This window comes from Streptomyces sp. HUAS TT11 (assembly GCF_051553595.1).
Taxonomy (GTDB): Bacteria; Actinomycetota; Actinomycetes; order Streptomycetales; family Streptomycetaceae; genus Streptomyces.
The window spans coordinates 9049893-9068300 of the sequence record NZ_CP196184.1; the positions used below are offsets into that span (position 1 = coordinate 9049893).

The following is an 18408-nucleotide window of genomic DNA, read 5'->3' on the forward strand; positions in this document are numbered from 1 at the left end:
GCACAAGGACATGCTCAGCCCTGATCCGGCTGGGTGGTCACCGTGCCGTCATCGGCTCCGGTGCGTTGTGGGCGCGACGGTAGGCCAGTGGTGACGGGCCCAGGTACGTGTGGAAGTGCTTGCGCAGGGCGACGGGGTCGCCGAAGCCGCAGACGGTGGCGATCCGTGCGACGGTCAGGTCGGTGGACTCCAGCAGCAGGCGCGCGTGAGCCAGCCGCCGCTGCGCCAGCCACTTCAGCGGGCTGCTGCCCACCTCGCTGCGGAACCGCCGGGTGAAGGTGCGCACGCTCATGTGCGCGTGCCGGGCCATGTCCTCCAGTGTGATCGGCTCGGCCAGCCGGTCTAGCGCCCACTGCCGGGTCGCCGAAGTGGAACGGTCGGTGTCTTGCGGAACCGGGTGCTCGATGAACTGGGCCTGCCCGCCCTCGCGCCACGGCACCACGACGCAGCGCCGCGCGGCGGCCGAGGCCACCGCCGCCCCGTGGTCCAGACGGACCAGGTGCAGGCACAGGTCGATGCCGGCCGCTCCGCCGGCGGACGTCAGGATGCGTCCGTTGTCGACGAACAATACGTCCGGATCGACGTCGACGTCGGGGAACAGCCGCGCCAGCGCGTCACACAGCGCCCAGTGGGTGGTGGCCCGCTGGCCGTCCAGCAGACCGGCCGCCGCGAGCAGGAAGGCCGAGGTGCACAGGCTGACGATGCGGGTTTGCGGCCCTATCCGGTCCAGGGCCGCGGCGAGTTCCTCGGGTAGCGCGCCGGTCGCGAGCAGCTGCTCGCTGGGCTCCTGCGTGGCCAGAACGACGGTGTCCGCGGTCTCCAGCACCGACTCGTCGTGGTCGACGATGATCCGGTAGTCCTCGTGCGTGCGCACCGGCCGGCCACCGAGGGAACAGGTGACGACGGAGTACAGACGGGTTCCATCCGGTTTACAGGCCTCGTTGAACACCCGGGCCGGGATGCCCAGGTCCAGCGGCTGGACTCCGTCGAGGGCGAGAACGACAACACGATGTGTCATGGCCAGAATGGTACGACGGATGTCCTCCCGGCCACTCACCCGCCTCCGCGAGCACACGCCACTGTTTCTTGTGCCGGGACCGCGGTCCCGGCACAAGAAACAGTGAGACGGACATGAGCGAGGACAACATGAGCGAGCACACCATGCAGGCAGTCACCATCAGCGAGTTCGGCGGAGCGGAGGTGCTGACCGTCGAGGAGGTCGCGCGCCCCGAGCCGCTGCCGACCGAGGTGCTGGTACGGGTGCACGCCGCCGGGATCAACCCGGTGGACTGGAAGACACGCGAGGGCCAGGGCATGGCGGGGCTGCAGACGCTCCCGCTGATCCTCGGCTGGGACGTGTCCGGTGTCGTCGAGGAGGTCGGCTTCGGCGTCACCACCCTGAAGGTCGGCGACGAGGTCTACGGCATGCCGTGGTTCCCGCGCGCCGCCGGCGGCTACGCCGAGTACGTGACCGCCCCGGTCCGCCAGTGGGCCCGCAAGCCGGCCACCCTCGACCACGCGCACGCGGCCGCCGTGCCCCTGGCGGCACTGACCGCCTGGCAGACCGTGGTCGACACCGCCCACGTCCAAGCCGGCCAGCGCGTCCTGATCACGGCCGCCGCCGGCGGGGTGGGCCACTTCGCGGTCCAGTTCGCCCGGCACCTGGGCGCCCACGTGATCGCCACCGCCAGCGAAGCACGCCACCCCTGGCTCAAGGAACTCGGCGCCGACGAGACCATCGACTACACCACCACCCGCTTCGAGGACGTCGTCAAGGACATCGACGTCGTCATCGACCTGGTGGGCGACGCCCACGACCAGACCAGCACCCGCTCGCTGAAGGTCCTGCGCCCCGGCGGCCTGCTGGTCGCCATCCCGGCCGGTGTCTCCCCGGACCTGGCCCAGGCTGCCGAGGCAGCCGGCGTGCGCGTCACTGCGTACCTGGTCGAGCCGGACGGTCCCGCGCTGGCCACGATCGCAGACCTGATCGACGCCGGTGAGGTCGCCGTCGAGGTGGAGGAGACCTTCCCGCTGGAACAGGCCGGCGCGGCCCACGCCCACGTCGAGGCCGGCCGCACCCGCGGCAAGGTCGTCCTCACCGTGACCGACTGACCTTCCCTACGAGCCTGCGGCGGCCGGCCTTTCGTAACACGGCCGGAGATCCGTAGCGTTCCAGCAGCCATGTCACGGCCTGATGGTCCAGACGCGGCCCAAGGACGCGTTCCAGGCTGGGGTGGAACTGGGTGAGCAGGCCGCGGATGCGGTTGGAGGTGCGGGTGGCCTCGGCCGCCAGGTCCTGGTCGAAGCCCACCAGCACGGTCAGTTCGGCGGTGATCTGTTCGGTGAGCTCCAAAGAGTGCAGGGTGTGCGGCATCGTCCGGGCGGCGTCTGCGATCACCGCGGCGTCCTTGGCGTCGGTCTTCGCCTCGCCCAGATACAGGTCGGCGATCCGCCGCATGGCCAGGCCCGGCAGGTAGGCGACCTTGCAGCCCGCGTCCCGGGCGACCGTGAGCGGGAGGGCTCCGATCGAGGCGGGCTGGTCGACGATCACCAGTACGGTGCCGAACTTCGCGGCCAGCTTGTCGAAGACGGCCCGCAGCTTCGGCTCGCTGTTGGGCAGCTGCTTGTCGAAGACCTTCTTGCCGGCCGGGGTCAGCCCGTGGCCGTGGTGGGCACTCTTGCCGACGTCCAGGCCGAGGAAGACGCCCACGTCGTCGATGTCGTACAACCCATCCTCCCGAACGAGGTTCGTGCGGTGCTGGCCAGGGCGTTGGCGTCGTATGCGCGCATCCACGTTATGCAGACCTGCCGCCCGCGGGATGCCGGGCATTGCGCCGGGCCGGGCGGCGGCCGGACCTCTGATCAGCGTCTCCAACGGCGCCTCTCGGGCCCGGTGACACCTCCTCATGTTGTTGTCAAGCCGCAGTGGTGACGTTGGATGTTGATTGATAGATCTCTCGGTCACGGATCATGGCGAACAGGACGTTGGCGCGACGTCGGGCGAGTGCGAGGACGGCGTGCTTGTGTGGCTACTTCTCGGCCCGCTTGCGGTCGTAGAAGGCCCGGGACTCGGGGCAGGTGCGGATGCTGATCAGCGCGGAGCGGTAGAAGACGCGTTGGAGGCCGCGGTGGTAGCGGCGGGGCCGGTGCAGGTTGCCGTTAACGTTGCCGGAATCGCGGGGAACGGGCGCGACGCCCGAGAACGCGGCGAGCCGGTCTGCGCTGGGGAACCGAGACAAGTCACCGCCGGTGGCAGCGAGGAACTCGGCGCCCAGCAGCGGTCCGATACCGGGCATGCTGGAGATCACCGGCGCGAGTTCGTGCTCGCGAAATCGGGCTTCGATGAGTTTGTCCAGCTCGTGGATCTTCTCGTGGAGACCGAGCAATTCCAGCGCCAGGTCGCGGACAACGTGGGCGATCGCAGCCTCGCCGGGAAGTCGCGTGTGCTGTTGTTCCGCGGCATCAACAGCGGCGGTGGCCAGGTCTTCTGCGCTGCGGGTCCTGCGGTTGCGCAGCCATGTCGTCAGCCGCCTGCGGCCGAGACGTCGTAACGCAGCCGGCGTCTGGTAGCCGGACAGCAGCATCAGCGGGCCTATGCTCGTCAGTTCCAGAGCTTGTTCCAGGGCCGGGAAGATGCTCAGCAAGTGCGCGTGCAGACGATTGGTCTTCCGTGTCCGTTCCTTGACTAGATCGGCCCGCCGGTCGGTCATCACCCGCAGTTCGGCGGTCAGCTCGCTCTCCGGGGTCAGGACGTGGAGGTCGCGGCGCATACGTGCCTGATCAGCGATGACCCGGGCGTCCTTCGCATCGGTTTTGCCCAGGCCGCGGTAGCCGGCCGATGCCCGATTCACCGCGAGGCCGGGCAGATAGACGACGGTCTGTCCATGGTTGAGCAGGAGGTTGACCAGCAGGGAAGCCATGCCGTCGGCTACGTCGACGGACCACACGACATCCTCACCGAGCGCCAGCACCTCGCTGATGAGACGCAGCAGGTCTGCCTCGTCGTTGACCACCTTCCGGGACTGCAGCACCTCGCCATCGTTGTTCAGGACAACGGTGTGGTGGTGAGCCTTGCCGATATCAGTTCCTGCCCAGTTCCAGGCCATGGTTTCTCCGGTCATTCGACGTACTTCGTACATCCGGACGACCCCTCCAGCATGGTCCTACTCAGCGATACCCGCGGGCCCGCAGCTCCTCATCAGTGGTCGAGTCGTCGTGCGGCCCCGGGCGGCCAGGCGTCACAGGAACCATTGAAGGCAACCACCCCCAAGCCATACCCGGGGCCACTGGATCCTCCGGACCGTACGACAGACCATCCGACCCATCAACAACGTAGGACCACCCCCCAGGTCATCCGTTCGACAGGGGGCAACAGCCATGCCGGGCCCGGAGGCCAGCGGCCCTCTTGCAGGACCGCAAAGAAGATAACTGTGAGAGTTCTTCTGCGGCCCGGGATGGGTTGCTGCCAGGCTCGGCGCTCGTGATCCGGCATGACTCGCAAAATAACTGGCGTCCCGTCAGGGACTGCCGTTCCCCCGAGATGTCTGCCGGATGAGGGCGCCGGCCTGGCCCACCCGTTGGCTTGATCAGCAGCTTGTCCGCCTTCCGGCGTGACTCATCACAGTTCCGCCACGTGGTGACTCCACCCAGGCCGACGCCGACCACGGCCCGTCCGCCCGGAGGAGAACAACCGCGTGACCATGCTCGCAGAACACGTCGACGGCGTCATTGGCGTCGACACCCACCGCGACACACTCGCCGCAGCCGCCGTCAGCCCCATCGGCGCCGTCCTGGAGACCACCGACGCGCCCGCCCATGGCCGCGGCTACCAGCGCCTTCTCGACTTCGCCCGGTTGAAGGTGCCTGGCCGCCGCTGCTGGGCACTCGAAGGAACCGGCAGTTTCGGCGCCGGCCTCGCTGCCTTCCTCGAGGACGCTGGCGAACGCGTCATCGAGGTCTGCCGCCCCAAGCGCCCTCCGGTCCGCGGCGGACGCAAGACGGACATGCTCGACGCCATTCGCGCAGCCCGCGAGGCCCTGGCCACCGAGCACCTCATCCAGCCCCGCAAGCGCGGAGAACGCGAGGCCATACGCGTGCTGCTGGCCACCCGACAGGGCGCGGTGCACGCCTCCACTGCGGCCATCAACCAACTCAAGGCCCTGATCATCTCCGCACCGGACGACCTGCGCACCGACCTGCGCCGCCTCAGCCGATCACAGCAGGTCAGGCGCTGCGCTGGCCTCCGCGACCGGCCCGCGCTGCCCGCCGAGCACCGCATGACCATCCGCGCCCTGCGTTCCACCGCCCAGCGCATCCGGCACCTCCAGGCCGAGGCCCGCGAGCTGGCGGACGAGCTCCATGAGCTCGTCCGCCAACAGGCTCCCGAGCTCTTGGCCTTGCTCGGTGTCGGCCCGATCACTGCAGCTCAGATCCTGGTCAGCTGGTCGCATCGGGGCCGATTTCGCTCCGAAGCCGCCTTCGCCTCCTTCGCCGGTGTCGCGCCGATCCCGGCCTCGTCAGGTCTGACCAACAAGCACCGACTCAACCGGGGCGACGACCGCCCGCTGAACCGAGCGATGCACACGATCACCCTGATCAGGATGCGGCTGGACCCCGCCACGAAGACCTACGTCGCCCGCCGCACCGGCGAGGGCAAGAGCCCTCGCGACGCGCAGCGATGCCTCAAGCGGAACGTCTGCCGCCAGATCTTCAAGATCCTCGAACGAGGGAACCAGCCGACCCTGGAAGAGCTTGCTCAAGCGGCTTGACACGACATAGCAGCCTCGGGGGGGGGCGGCGCCGGCGTGCCGTCCGCGATGAAATGCGGTGATCAGGCGATACGCAAGGACTGTGATGGCACCATCCCGCACTGATCAAGATCTTTTCCCGCGAGGCAGGTGAGACGACGGTACAGGGCTGATCACAGATGGCGACGCATCGCCGCGATACAGATGGCCCGCACACCGTTTGATCGGACCCGGGAGTAGGGGACGGCAACGCTTTGGGAAAGGCCGTGCGCGCCGGGAGGTCGCTCAGCTCCTCCGTGAGTTGCTGCCGAACGGAGGCCGATGATTCAGGACGCCGCCGGCAGCGGGGTCGAGCCGACCGGCCCCCTGTGTGTGGGATCAGCCGATCTCAAGCCGAGCTATCGATCCGTTCCGCAGGGTGATGCGCATGGTTCCGGTGCCGCTGAAGCGGCTGCTGGTCGCCTTGAGGTGGACCGCGTAGCTGTTCTGGCCGGTCGGCTCGTACGCGATGAGCTCGAAGCGCATGCCGACTCCGATGTTGTCGGTGCGATTCCAGCTGGCGGCGCCGTCGCGGCCGGTGGGGCAAGCCAGTGACCAATGCGGGACGAACTGGGGGCATGCCCAACAGCATCGCTCTTGCTCCGGAGGACCGCCACGGCCGGTTTGCTCCGGCTCACGCTGTCCTGCGGCAGGCCGGCCAGTCAGGCTCGCGGTGCACCCGTTCACCAGGTCTTCCAGTCCGAGAGGCCACCCTTCGGTCAACGGCGCACGCTGTGCCGCTCGTCACGAAGGGTGGCCCCTTGCAGTTTTCACCGGCCAGGAAAGGCTTGGCGGGGCGGGGTTCAGGAGACGGCAGAGGTCAGGTACGTCAGGTACACCCCTCCCTCGCAGTCGGACATCTTCCGCAGGCTCCAGCGGCCCTGGACGGTCGCGGAGGAGAAGTTCGACTCGGCGTCGTCCCTTTCCACTTCGCCCTCCTTGGGGATGTAGCCGGCCTTGGGGAGCCGCTTGTGCAGGAACGCCAGGGTGGTGTCGAAGCCGCCCCGTACGACGGTGTCGACGACGAGCCGACCGCCAGTGCGATGCTCCACCGAGGTCACGACCGCGCCGTCGGGCACCGGCAGGTTCTCCGGGAAGTCCTTGGGGAGCGGCAGTGAGGCGGCAGTGGGACAGCCGCCGGGCGCGGCAACGGCTGCAGTCCCGGCCGGCGGATCGGTTGCCTGCTCCGCCGCGTACGTCGCCCCCGGATGCTCGGCGTGCTCGTTCGCCGCCGAGCATCCAGTGATCGCGGCCAGGCTGAGGACGGCTCCCACCAGTACGGCAGCCGAGGGTGATGGCTTCATCTAGTGGCTTCCTTAGGGCTTCTTGTGCTTGCCGCGGACCACGGCGTCGTACGCGCCGTACAGCGTGTTGCCGGAGGACTGGCGGGCGATGGATGCCAGCGCGTCGTAGTTCTGCGCACCGCCGCTCGCGCAGGTGCCGGTGCAGCCGTCGGCGTAGGCGACGAGCACGCGACCCTGGGCGTCGGTGGTGACGTCGATGAAGTCCAGGAGGTTGCGGTCATTGCCGCATGTAGTGCCGCCCGTACAGATCGACCCCTTCTGAACCGGGTCGGTTGGGGTGGCGTCGACGGTGACCCAAGACTGACCGCCGTCGTAGGTGGTGGCCACGTACAGGTGCCAGACGCCCGCGAAGTTGGCCGCGTCCTGATAGTTGCCGCCGGTGGTGGTGCCCAGGAAGGCGAACACGGCGCGATTGTCGTCGCCCGCGGTCACGGCCGGGAAGACGATGTTCTTGATGCCGAGGGCCGCGCCGACGTTCTGGTCGTACAGCCACGTCTTGCCCTTGTCGTGGCTGACAGCGATACGCGCCGTGCCGTCGCTGTTCTGGTAGCCCATGTAGACGGTCCCGCCGGCCCCGATCCCCACGCTCGGGTCCGACTCACCGGGGGTGCTGGACGGGTTGTGACGGACGGTCCACGTCAGCCCGTTGTCCTCGGAGACAGCCACGGCCTGGTTGCCACCGCAGCCCTTGTTGGGCACGTACACCGTGCCGTCCGGGGCGACCTTCACATGCCCGTGCAGACCGCCGCAGTCCAGCAGCGAGTACATCGGAACGGCGGGCCCGTACGTCAGACCGCCGTCCCGACTGACCGCGCAGGAGGCATCGGCGATGTCCTGGGAACAGTAGTAGACGGCGTTCGGGTACGACGTGACGGCACCCGGCACGCCTGGGGCGAAGGGGCCGCCACCGATGGTCTGGTGGTCCACACCGGAGTTGATGCCCGAGCCTCCCGTCGGCGTCCACGTGTCACCGTCCTCGTCGGTGTAGCAGGTCAGGGCGGTCTTGCCGGCGAGCTGCGACTCGAAGGTGCGGTGGGTGACCGGGTCGGTGAACAGGATCGGGTCGAGGCTGGTGGTGCTGCCCTGGGGGCAGCCGTTGGCCGCGGTCGCGCTTTTGTCCTGCCATATGGCGGTACCGGCACTGTCGTAGGTGACCTTGAGCGTCGACGTGTACGCCTGGAACATCGCGGCGCCACTCGCACGGTCGACGCCGATCGAGGGTTCACCAGCGTTGTGCGCGTCCGCGATGCCGTCGGGGGCCCAGGAGTTCGCGTACGTCGGCGGTGTGGCCGTACTCGGCGGCGGATCGACCGGAGCGGTGATCAGACTCGCGGTGCCGGTGAAGCTGTCGCCGAGCGGCGCGTACGGCACCACGCGCACGGTGTATGACGCCGACACCGCCGGGAGCAGCACGGTCTCGGGGTCGCTGGAAGAGGCCGAGGTGGCCACCTCTCGGCCGTCCGCGTCGAGGACGTACAGGTCGAAGTCGGCGGCGGAGTCCGGCCATCTGACGTCGATGCGCAGGCTGTGACCGGCGTCGTAGCCCGCGGGCACCGACACCTTCAGGGCGTAGTCGTCGCAGGGTTGCGCATTCCCGCAGCTCACCGTCCCGGTAGTGCCGGAGACATTCGGGACGGTGAAGGGGTCGGCGCTCCACGTGGTCGTGGGCGCGGCGTTGCTGACCGATCCGGAGGGCGGGGTGGCGGCATCGGCAGTCACACTCGGCAGGGTTCCGGCGACGAGTGTCAGCAACCCGACGGCGAGACGCCCCCGCGACCGCGGATGGTGGCGAAGCCGGAGTACGGAGAAGAGAGCCACAGGTACCTCGTGGGTTCGCGAGTCGGACGAAGTGGCGGTACGGGTGATGCCTTCGTCTGCTCTACGGGGAGACAGGCGGCGTCCGTCGCGAGAAACGGGCCGGACGGGTGCTGAGGGGGTCGGCAGGAGTCGGTGACGTAGTTTGCTCAGGGGTGGCGGAGCTCCCCCCGGGGCCACCACAGCTCGACCCTCGTGAAGCCCGTCATCCCATATGGGCCGCACCCCATCTCCCACGAAAAAGTGCCCCCGCGCGCCTGCGCGACGGCACTTACGCCAGGCTTGTCAGAGGGCGTCGACGCCGCTCACCTTCCAGCCGTCGGAGGTGCGGGTGAGCGTCATACGCACCCGGTTCAGGTCCAACCGGGGCTCTGGGACCTGAGTGCTCTGGGTGACCTGGTTGACGAAGAGCAGGACGACGGCCCGGTCCGGTGTGGCCGACACAACGGAGACCGCGGGGGCGCCGCCGTCGGCGGGGGTGGCCACGGTCGCCTTCACCACACCGTGGTACTTCGTCGCGGTCGGCGCGACCACCGCCTTCGTGGTCTTGCCGTACTGGTCGCGGAAGTGCCCGGTCAGCAGGGCGCGGGCCCGGGAGAAGTCCCGGTCCAAGTGCCGATAGTCGTACGACAGCACGACCGGCGCCGCCTTCCGCGCAGCCGCGAGGGCCTCGTCGCGGGCCTGCTCCGCCTGCCGCCCCTGCTGGTAATGCCAGCCGAGCACGGCGGCCGCGACCAGGGCCGCGACGAGGACGACGCCCAGCACCGCGGTGAGCACGCTCCGCCCGGCCTTGCGGAGGGGCGTGCCGTCGTCCGGCTCCTCCTCGAACGACTCGGGCTCCGGCGGGTCCTCCCAGCCGTTCGCCGGGGGCTCGACGAGCAGGGTGCGCCCGGAGCGGGTCTGCTCTTCCTGGCGGGCGCCGCGCTCGGGGGGCGCGGGCCGCCCGGCGCGCTTGGCTGCCGCGCGGGCGGCCGCGGTCATGGTGCGGCGGGCCGGTGAGCCGGTGCCGCGGGTGCGGGAGGGCGGGTTCGCCACGGTGTCTCTCCTCATCGATGGCCTCACGGCTGGGTCAGCCCACGAACGCGACGTCGGAGGTCAGCCAGCGGCCGGCCACGCGCGTGAGGTCGAGCTGGAGCCGGTAGGTGCGCGCCTGGCCCTCGGGCGCGGCGGTGTTGGTCACCTTGCTGTCGGCCACGACCAGGACCCGGGCCGAGTGCGCGTCGGATCGCACGATGCCCGCTTCCAGGACCTGCCCCTCGGACACCGACTTGTTCTGCGCGACCAGCTTCGTCAGTTGTGCGGTCTGTGCGGCGAACTCCTTCTTGAACTCGCCGGTGGCGCCCTTGAGCACATTGCTGCCGTCCCGGTCGTAGTGCCGGTAGTCGAGCGAGGTGAAGCTCAGTGCCGACTGGCGGGCAGCCGCCAGGATGTCCTGACGGCGCTGCTCCTTCGCGTGCTGGTCGGACAGCTTCCAGCCCAGCCAGACACACAGCACGGTCGTCAACACGGTCGCGGCGATCAGCCCCGCCGACAGCAGCCTCATGCGTCCGCCTCTCACGCCATCGGCCCCACGAGCAGCCATTGCCACGACTCCTTTCCGAACACGGTCTGTTCCCCGCCCGTCGAGCCGATCTCGAGGGGCGTTCCGTCCGGTCCGGTCACGGTGCCGGTCTCCGGGTCGTAGGGGGCCACGAACGCGGCCTGGCCGGCGCTGTACCGGCCGGGTGTCGCGCCGGGCGCGTTCTGTGCTCCGCGCACCGAGGTCTTGCTGCCGCGCGGCAGGGTGCAGCGCGCGTCGGTGTTCGCCGGGCGTGTGCCGGTGTCGGCGGGGTCGCGCCGCTGGGTGTTGTAGCCCTGGGTGCACGGGGGAGGGTCGTCGGCGTTCACGGTCAGCCCGAAGTGGGTGGTGCCGTCGCCGGGGATGACCGTGTAGCTGCCCGCGACAGTGAGCGGGAGCGTGACCAGAGCCTGTTCGACGCCGGGCAGCCGGGCCACGGTGATCTGGCCGCCGCTGATGAGGTTGGCCAGCAGGACCGGCACGTGCGGCCGCGTGGACTTCAGCAGGGAGTCGACCTCCTGCGCGGCGAGCCCAGTGGAGCCGATCAGCCGGCGCAGATCGCCGTCGCTCGACTTCAGCTGCTGGGTGAGCGTGGCGAGATCGCGGGAGAACGACTTGATGGCCGAGCCCTGGTCGGCCTGTGTCTTGAGCACCTTCCGCGAGTCCTCGATCAGCGACACCGTTTGGGGGAGCGACCCGGATGCCGACTCCACCAGCGCGTCACCGGAGTCCACCAGCCGGCTCAGGTTCGGTCCGGTGCCTGCGAACGCCTTGCCCAGCTCGTCGACGGTGACCCGCAGATCGTCCTTGCCGACCGAGTTGACCAGCCGGTCGAGGCTGAGGACCAGGTCGGTGACCGGCAGCGGGGTCCGGGTGCGGCTGCGCGGGATCGGGCTGCCGTCCGTGAGGTACGGCCCGCCCGACCGCTGTGGCTGGAGGTCGACGTACTGCTCGCCCACCGCCGAACGGTCGGCGACCACCGCGAGCGTGTCAGCCGGGATCTTCGGGGCACCGTCCTCGATCTTCAGCGCCACCGAGATGCCGGACCCGGTCAGCCGCAGATCGCCCACGCGGCCCACCGGCACCCCCCGATAGGTGACCTCGGCGCCCGGGAAGACGCCCCCGGACTCGGCGAAGTCGGCGCGCACGGTGTACCCGCGGTGCAAAACATCGTCCACCAGGCCCGTGTACCGGGCGCCGACGTAGGACACACCGAGGGCGGTGACCGTCGCGAAGGCGAGCAGTTGCGCCCTGACCGTACGTGTGATCACGGCAGTATCCCCTTCAGCATCAGCTCGGCGAGGCCAGGATCGACCCCCGGCGGGAGGCGACGCGAGCCGCCCTCAGTGCCGTAGGCGGCGGTGCACACCGGCGGGCACAGCAGGGTGCTGCCGTCGGGAGGCGTCGAGGGCACGGCGGGCGCGGAGGGTACGGGCGGCACGGGGGGCACGTACGGGGTGCCCGGCAGGGATGGGATAGACGGGAGAGGGGCGGGAGTGGGGACGCCGGGAAGATGCGGTGTCCCGGGGGCCGGGGACTTCCCGCCCTTGCCAGGCTTGCCGGTGACGTTGCCGTAGAGGCCGGCCAGGTCGAGGTCGGCAGTGATCTTCAGGTTGACGTAGTCGCCCTTGACGGCGTCCGTCGCGTTGCGCGGGAACGGGTACGTGGTGAGGAGTTCGAGGGAGTTGGGCAGGTCGTCGCCCGCCTTGTTCAGCTCCTGCAGGATGGGCTGGAGCTTCTTCAGGTTGGCGACGGTGTCATCGTGGGAGGCGTTCACCACCTTGGTGCCGGTCTTGCCGAGCCTGGACAGGGCGGTGAGCATCTTCGTCAGGTCCTTGCGCTGGTCGGCGAGGGCCTTCAGGGCGGGCGGCATGGTGTCGACGGCCAGGGCGATCGTCTTCTTCTCCTTCTTCAGCCGCTTTGCGAGCCGGTCGACGCCCTGCAGCGCGCGCACGATGTCCGCCCGCTGGTCATCCAGGCCGCCGAGGAAGGTGTCGAGCTGCTTCAGCAGGGACCTGACCCGGTCCTCGCGGCCGCTGATGGCCTTGTTCAACTCGACGGTGATCGTCTTCAGCTGTGCCACCCCGCCGCCGTTGAGCAGCGCGGACAGGGCCGACAGCACCTCCTCGACCTCCGGGTTGCGGCCGCTGCGGGACAGCGGGATGCGATCGCCGTCGCGGAGCCGTCCGACGGGCCGCGTGTCGGCCGGCGCGGACAGGGCGACGTACTTCTCGCCGAGCATGCTGGTCTGCCTCAGATCGGCGACCGCGTTGCCGGGCAGTTTCACCGAGTCGGCGATCCTGAGCCGCACGCGGGCGTGCCAGCCGTCCAAGTCCATCTTCTCGACCGTGCCGACGGTGACGTTGTTGACCTTGACCGCCGACTGCGGCACCAGGTCCAGGACGTCCCGGAAGTCGACGGTGACGTGGTAGGCGTGACCGTCCGAGGCGCCGCCAGGCAGCGGGACGTCGTACCAGCCGTTGAACTCGCAGCCGGTCAGCAGCAGCGAGCCGACCGTTGTCCAGGCGGCCACCCGCCCCTTGCGCCGCACGCTCATGCCGGTGCCCCCAGAATTCCGCCGAGGGTCTTGTCGACCGTGCCCGTCGACGTCGGCGCCGAGGGAATCTTGGGCAGGGAGCCGAAGAGCTTCTTCAGCCGGGCACAGTTGTCGTGGTCGTCGCCGGTCGTCTTCAGGATCGAGCAGAGAAGGGATGACGGATCCTGCGGGGCTTGCGCGTTGTTGCGGGTGTCGAGGGTGCCGGCGGCGGGATTGTAGGCGTTCTGCAGGTTCGACAGGCCCATGGGGGCGACGCTCAGCAACTCCTCCAGAGCGGCCCGTTGGGTGATCAGGACCTTGGTGACCTTGGCCAGGCCCTTCACATCTGAGGTCAGCTCCTTCTTGTTGCCCTTCACGAAGCCGGACACGTCGCCGAGTGCGGCCGCCAGGTATTTCAGCGCGGCCGCGAGATCTTTACGCTCCCCGGCGAGCTGCCCGGCCACGTCGGCGAGGTCGGTGTTGAACGACCGCACGCTGGTGTCGTCCGCCGCCAGCGCGGCCGTGAACACCTGAAGGTTCCGCACGGTCGCGAACAGGTCACCGCGCCCGTCGGACAGCGTGGTGACCGCCTGGGACAGGTCCTGCACCGTCTGGTTGAGGTTCGCGCCCTGTCCCTTGAGGTTGTCCGCGCTCACTGCGAGCAGCCGGGACAGGGCACCCTGCTTGTTGGCACCGTTCGGGCCGAGTGCCTCGGCGGTGGTGTGCAGGCTGTCGAAGATCCGGTCTAGCTCGACGGGAACAGCCGTACGGGACTCGGGGATGACGTCTCCGTCCCGCAGCACCGCGCCCTTGCGGTACACCGGCAGCAGCTGCACGTACCGGTCGCTGACCACCGAGGAGTTGACGATGGCGGCCTGGGCGTCGGCGGGGACGTTGCGGCCCCCCCCGTATTCCAGCTCCACCCGTACTCGGCCGCCCTCAGGCGTGATCTTCTTGACCTCGCCGATGCGGACGCCGAGGACGCGGACGTCAGAGCCGGGGTAGATGCCGACGGTGCGCGGGAAGTACGCCGTGACGCGGACGGGACCGGGGCCCGGCCACAGGACGACGGCGACGCCGACGACGATCGCGAGCGCGGTGAACAGGGCCAGGAGTCTGCGGGTCATCGGGTGCCTCCCGTCCGTGGCGTGACCGGGGCGGCGACCATGTTCTGGATGTAGGAGTCGAACCAGCGGCCGTTGCCGAGGGTGTTGGTGAAGAGCCGCACGTAGGGGGCGAGCAGCCGGACGCTGCGGTCGAGGCTCGCCTGGTTGCGGTCGAGCATCGTCACGAAGGTGTTGAGGTTCCTCAGTGCGGGCCCGATCTCCTTGCTGTTGTCGTCGACCAGGCCGGACAGCTCGATGCCCAGCAGCGCGGAGCTCTTGAGCAGCTTGTGGATCGCCCTGCGCCGCTTGTTGATCTCCATGAACAAGGCGTCACCGTCCTTCACCAGCGCGGAGAAGTCCTTCGTGTGACCGGCCAGCACCTCGGTGACTCCGTTCGCATGGTCGAGGAGACCGTGCAGCGCCTTGTCACGGGCGGCGACGGTCCGGGAGATCCGCGACAGCCCCTTGATCGACACCCGCACCTCCTCGGGGGAGTCCTGGAAGGTGACGGAGATCGTGTCCAGTGCCTTCGCGAGCCGGCCGGTGTCGATCTCCTCGGTGGTGGTCGTCAGGTCGCTGAAGGCCTGGACGACGTCGTACGCCGACACGGTCCGCCGAAGCGGGACCTCGCTGCCCGGCTTCAACTGGCCGGGCCCCTTCGGGTACAGGGCCAGGTACTTCGCGCCGAGGATCGTCTTGACCCGGATCGAGGCACCCGTGTCGGTGCCGAACGCCGGGCGGCCTTTCACTTTGAAGGTCACCTTGACGTGGTCGCCGTCCAGGTCGACGCCCGTGACCTTGCCGACCTTGACCCCGGCGATCCGTACTTCGTCGCCCGGCTTGAGCCCGCCGGCTTCGGAGAAGGCCGCGCTATAGGTGTCGCCGCCGCCGATCAGTGGCAGGCTGTCGGCGTTGAAGGCGGCAACGGTGAGCAGCGCGAGGACGGTGAGGCCGACAGCACCGACGACGACCGGGTTGCGTTCGCGGAAGGACTTCAGGCGTGGGCGCTTGAGCCGGATCCTGGGCAGCTTGGGCGGCAGGACGCGCACCTTCACCAGGGGTTCGGGGCGGGGTGTGCGCTTGGGCAGCAACCTGGGCAGCTTCGGCGGCAGGACCCGGACTTTGATCAGCGGCTCGGGGCGGCGGACAGTGCGCCGCCTGATGCGCAGGCTCATCCGCCACACCTCGCCCGCGCCACATGCAGCTCCGGGGTGATCACCTGCTTGGTCTTCGGCAGCACGATCCGGCCGTCGAAGTCGCAAAGGTAGAAGTTGAACCACGAGCCGTACGAGGCGGTCCCTGTCAGCTTCTCGAGCTTGTTCGGCAGCCGCTTCAGGACACCCTCCACGGTGTTCTCGTTCTCATTCAGCGTTCCGGTCAGATCGCCGAGCCCAGTGATGTCGTCCTTCAGCGGTGGGCGCGCGTCCTTCAGCAGCCCCGACGTGACGTCCGTGAGGTCGCCGATGCTCACCAGCGACTCCCCGATGGGCCGGCGGTCGGCGGACAGCCCCGCAACCACCCGGCGCAGCTGCGTGAGCAGCGCGGAGAAGCGGGAGCCGCGCTTGTCGAGCGTCTCCAGGACGGTGTTCAGGTTGTCGATCACCGATCCGATCAGCTTGTCGCGGTCGGCGAGGGTGCTGGTGAGCGACGCCGTGTGTGCGAGCAGGCTGTTCACCGTGCCGCCCTCGCCCTGCAGGGTCTGAATGATCTCGGTGGCGAGCTGGTTGACGTCGCCCGGGCTGAGCGCGGCGAACAGCGGCTTGAAGCCGTTCAGCAGGGCGTTGAGGTCCAGCGCCGGCTGGGTCCGCGACAGCGGGATGGTGCCGCCCGGCCGCAGCAGGGCGGTGACGTCGCCGGTGCCCTCAGTGAGTGCGATGTACCGCTGCCCGACCAGGTTGCGGTAGCGGACGACCGCGTGGGTCCCGGCGAGCAGCGGACGGCCGGCGCTGACAGTGAACGTGACCTCCGCCAGGGTCCGGTCCTTGATGCGGATGCCCTCGACCTGTCCCACCAGCACTCCGGCCACCCGAATGTCATCGCCGCTCTCCAGCCCGGTGACGTCGGTGAACACCGCGTGATAGGTGTCCTTGGGGGTGAAGGAGACGTTGACGATGGTGGCGGCGAGCAGCGCCGTCGCCGCGATCGTGACCAGTGCGAAGAGACTGAACTTGACCAGCGGGGCGACGGTCTGCCGGGCTCCTGAGCTGCTCATGCGACACTCACCGCCGTTCCCCGCGCGAGCGGCCCGAACAGCAGGGTCGCCACGGGTGGCACCTGGTCCGCAGCCACGCCCATGACGGGGGCCACGAGTGAGTCGACGGCCCGCTGCTCGGCCCGGGTGGCGGACACGCCGACACCTCCAGGAAGTGCGTCGCCGGAACCCCCGGCCGACGTACCGTCGTCGAGATGGGGCTTCGGCCCGGGCACCTGCGGATGCGGCAGGCCGCGGCAGTTCGGGCCGGACCGCTCGCCGTACACCGGCTCCTCACCGGGCCGGTAGGCCCCCTGCGGCCGGACGACCTCGAGGGTGATCCGCATCTCGCCACCCCGGAACGCGTCCTCGGACGCCTTCTCCTGCCGGACCAGTCCCTTGAACAGGCACGGGTACTCGGGGGAGTAGCGGGCGAACAGCTCCAGCGTGGGGTGCGATACCCGGCCCAGGGTGATCAGCCGGTTGCCGTTCTCGGAAAGGAAGTCGTTCGCTGTGCCCGCCATGGAGGTCGTCGCGCGCAGAGCCGACGCCAACTGGTCCTTCTTCTCGACGATCGTTCGGCTGGTGATGACCGTGTTGCGCAGGATCCGCATCAGGTCGGGCGCGGCGTCGCCGTACACCTCGGCGACGTCCGCGAACCGTGTGATGTCCTCCTCGAGGGAGGGCATGTGCGGGTTGAGGCGGCGCAAATAGCCCTCGACCCGGGTGAGGTTGCCGCCGATCCGGTCGCCGCGGCCCTCCAGCGCGGTCGCGAACGCCGACAGTGTGGCGTTGAGTTCACCCGGCCGGACCGTGCGCAGCAGCGGCAGCAGGTCGTTCATCAACTGCTGTACCTCGATGCCGACCTTCGTGCGGTCCTGGGTGATGACGTCGCCCGCACGGATGGGCCGGGCCGACGCGTGCGCGGCGCCGGCGGGAGCGACGAGGTCGACGTACTTCTCGCCGAACAGCGTCTTGGGCAGCAGCCGCGCGTGCACGTCCGAGGGGATGTACGACACGTACTGCGGCTTGAGCGCGATGTCGAGGGTCGCCTTCGTGCCGTCGGCGTGCACCTCGCGCACCTCGCCGACCAGCAGCCCGCGCAGCTTGACGTCGGCGCGTGGATCGAGCTGGTTGCCGAGGGTGTCGGCCTCCAGGGTGATGGGCACGATGGAGGTGAACGCCTGCTGGTAGACGGCCACCGCGAGCGACAGCAGCAGCGCGAGCACGGCGAGGAATGCGATGCCGTACAGCCTGAGTCTCGTTCTGTGCATGCGCACCGCTCTCACCCCGCTATCCGTACGGTCGTGTTGGCGCCCCAGATCGCCAGGCTGAGGAAGAAGTCCAGGACGTTGATGGCGACGATCGAGGTCCGCACCGCCCGGCCCACCGCGACGCCGACACCGGCCGGGCCGCCGCTTGCGTGGTAGCCGTAGTAGCAGTGCACCAGGATGATCAGCAGGGCGAAGACGATCACCTTGCCGAAGGACCAGAACACGTCGACAGGCGGCAGGTACTGGTGGAAGTAGTGGTCGTACGTGCCGGTCGACTGCCCGTAGTAGCCGGTGGTGATGGTGCGGGCGGCCAGGTACGAAGACAGCAGCCCGATCACGTACAGCGGGATCACCGCGACGAAGCCGGCCATCATCCGCGTCGTCACCAGGAACGGCAGCGACGGCACGCCTATCACCTCCAGCGCGTCGGTCTCCTCGCTGATCCGCATAGCGCCGAGCTGCGCGGTGAACCCGGCGCCGACTGTCGCGGACAGGGCGAGCCCGGCCACCAGTGGAGCGATCTCCCGGGTGTTGAAGTACGCCGACAGGAACGCCACGAAGTTGGAGGTGCCGAGCTGGTTGAGGGCCGCGTAGCCCTGGAGGCCGACCTCGGTGCCGGTGAAGAAGGACAGGAACGCGATCACGCCGACCGTGCCACCGACGACGGCGAGCGCGCCACGCCCGAAGCTCACCTCGGCGAGCAGCCGCAGGATCTCCTTCTTGTAGCGGCGCAGGGTGCGACCCGTCCAAGCCAAGGAGCGGCCGTAGAAGGACAGCTGGGCGCCGAGCTCTTCGAGTGAACGCAAGGGGCGATCGAGGAGTTGTCGCGGTCTCATCG

The 18408-nt window shown here is 69.2% G+C and carries 15 protein-coding genes and 2 pseudogenes; 2 read left to right on the plus strand and 15 right to left on the minus strand.

The window, feature by feature from the left end:
• Positions 1–37: 37 nt before the first annotated feature.
• Complete coding sequence (locus ACSHXN_RS40760; protein WP_438306067.1) at positions 38–1018, minus strand: GlxA family transcriptional regulator; 981 nt, start codon at positions 1016–1018, stop codon at positions 38–40.
• A 128-nt stretch (positions 1019–1146) separates the two neighbouring features.
• Here ACSHXN_RS40760 and ACSHXN_RS40765 point away from each other — a divergent pair, with 128 nt between their 5' ends.
• Positions 1147–2112 (plus strand): NADP-dependent oxidoreductase, encoded by a 966-nt coding sequence (locus tag ACSHXN_RS40765; RefSeq protein WP_438306537.1) that lies wholly within the window; start codon positions 1147–1149, stop codon positions 2110–2112.
• A 7-nt stretch (positions 2113–2119) separates the two neighbouring features.
• Here the strand turns inward: ACSHXN_RS40765 and ACSHXN_RS40770 are convergent.
• Both ACSHXN_RS40770 and ACSHXN_RS40775 read right to left on the minus strand, forming a co-directional pair.
• Positions 2120–2728 (minus strand): annotated as a pseudogene (locus tag ACSHXN_RS40770) (IS110 family transposase); the annotation flags it as partial.
• Between the two features lie 187 nt (positions 2729–2915).
• Positions 2916–4106, minus strand: a pseudogene (locus ACSHXN_RS40775) (IS110 family transposase).
• A 588-nt stretch (positions 4107–4694) separates the two neighbouring features.
• Here ACSHXN_RS40775 and ACSHXN_RS40780 point away from each other — a divergent pair.
• Positions 4695–5768, plus strand: coding sequence for an IS110 family transposase (locus tag ACSHXN_RS40780; RefSeq protein ID WP_438306070.1), 1074 nt, complete (start codon positions 4695–4697; stop codon positions 5766–5768).
• Between the two features lie 357 nt (positions 5769–6125).
• Here the strand turns inward: ACSHXN_RS40780 and ACSHXN_RS40785 are convergent, their stop codons facing one another.
• The 12 genes from ACSHXN_RS40785 to ACSHXN_RS40840 form a co-directional block, all read right to left on the minus strand.
• Positions 6126–6272, minus strand: coding sequence for a hypothetical protein (locus ACSHXN_RS40785; RefSeq protein WP_355141560.1), 147 nt, complete (start codon positions 6270–6272; stop codon positions 6126–6128).
• Between the two features lie 317 nt (positions 6273–6589).
• Complete coding sequence (locus ACSHXN_RS40790; RefSeq protein WP_356113723.1) at positions 6590–7090, minus strand: hypothetical protein; 501 nt, start codon at positions 7088–7090, stop codon at positions 6590–6592.
• A gap of 12 nt (positions 7091–7102) precedes the next feature.
• Positions 7103–8809: a sialidase family protein gene (locus tag ACSHXN_RS40795; protein ID WP_438306074.1), complete on the minus strand. Its 1707-nt coding sequence runs from the start codon at positions 8807–8809 to the stop codon at positions 7103–7105.
• Positions 8810–9190: 381 nt separating this feature from the next.
• Complete coding sequence (locus tag ACSHXN_RS40800; RefSeq protein ID WP_355141566.1) at positions 9191–9940, minus strand: hypothetical protein; 750 nt, start codon at positions 9938–9940, stop codon at positions 9191–9193.
• A gap of 34 nt (positions 9941–9974) precedes the next feature.
• Positions 9975–10448, minus strand: a complete 474-nt coding sequence (locus tag ACSHXN_RS40805; RefSeq protein ID WP_438306076.1) for a hypothetical protein — start codon at positions 10446–10448, stop codon at positions 9975–9977.
• Between the two features lie 11 nt (positions 10449–10459).
• On the minus strand, positions 10460–11734 hold the full coding sequence (locus ACSHXN_RS40810) for an MCE family protein (RefSeq protein WP_438306079.1): 1275 nt from the start codon (positions 11732–11734) through the stop codon (positions 10460–10462).
• Positions 11731–13020: an MCE family protein gene (locus tag ACSHXN_RS40815; protein WP_438306081.1), complete on the minus strand. Its 1290-nt coding sequence runs from the start codon at positions 13018–13020 to the stop codon at positions 11731–11733. Before ACSHXN_RS40815 ends, ACSHXN_RS40810 begins: the two co-directional genes overlap by 4 nt.
• Positions 13017–14126, minus strand: coding sequence for an MCE family protein (locus ACSHXN_RS40820; RefSeq protein WP_438306084.1), 1110 nt, complete (start codon positions 14124–14126; stop codon positions 13017–13019). The genes ACSHXN_RS40815 and ACSHXN_RS40820 overlap by 4 nt, the downstream gene beginning before the upstream one ends.
• Positions 14123–15280: an MCE family protein gene (locus tag ACSHXN_RS40825; protein ID WP_438306085.1), complete on the minus strand. Its 1158-nt coding sequence runs from the start codon at positions 15278–15280 to the stop codon at positions 14123–14125. Before ACSHXN_RS40825 ends, ACSHXN_RS40820 begins: the two co-directional genes overlap by 4 nt.
• The gene (locus ACSHXN_RS40830) at positions 15277–16317 is read right to left on the minus strand and encodes an MCE family protein (RefSeq protein ID WP_438306087.1); all 1041 of its coding nucleotides are present in this window, start codon (positions 16315–16317) and stop codon (positions 15277–15279) included. The genes ACSHXN_RS40825 and ACSHXN_RS40830 overlap by 4 nt, the downstream gene beginning before the upstream one ends.
• A complete protein-coding gene (locus ACSHXN_RS40835; RefSeq protein WP_355141578.1) occupies positions 16314–17570 on the minus strand; it encodes an MCE family protein in 1257 nt (418 codons plus the stop codon). The genes ACSHXN_RS40830 and ACSHXN_RS40835 overlap by 4 nt, the downstream gene beginning before the upstream one ends.
• Positions 17571–17581: 11 nt before the next feature.
• A complete protein-coding gene (locus ACSHXN_RS40840; RefSeq protein WP_355141580.1) occupies positions 17582–18406 on the minus strand; it encodes an MlaE family ABC transporter permease in 825 nt (274 codons plus the stop codon).
• Between the last annotated feature and the right edge of the window lie 2 nt (positions 18407–18408).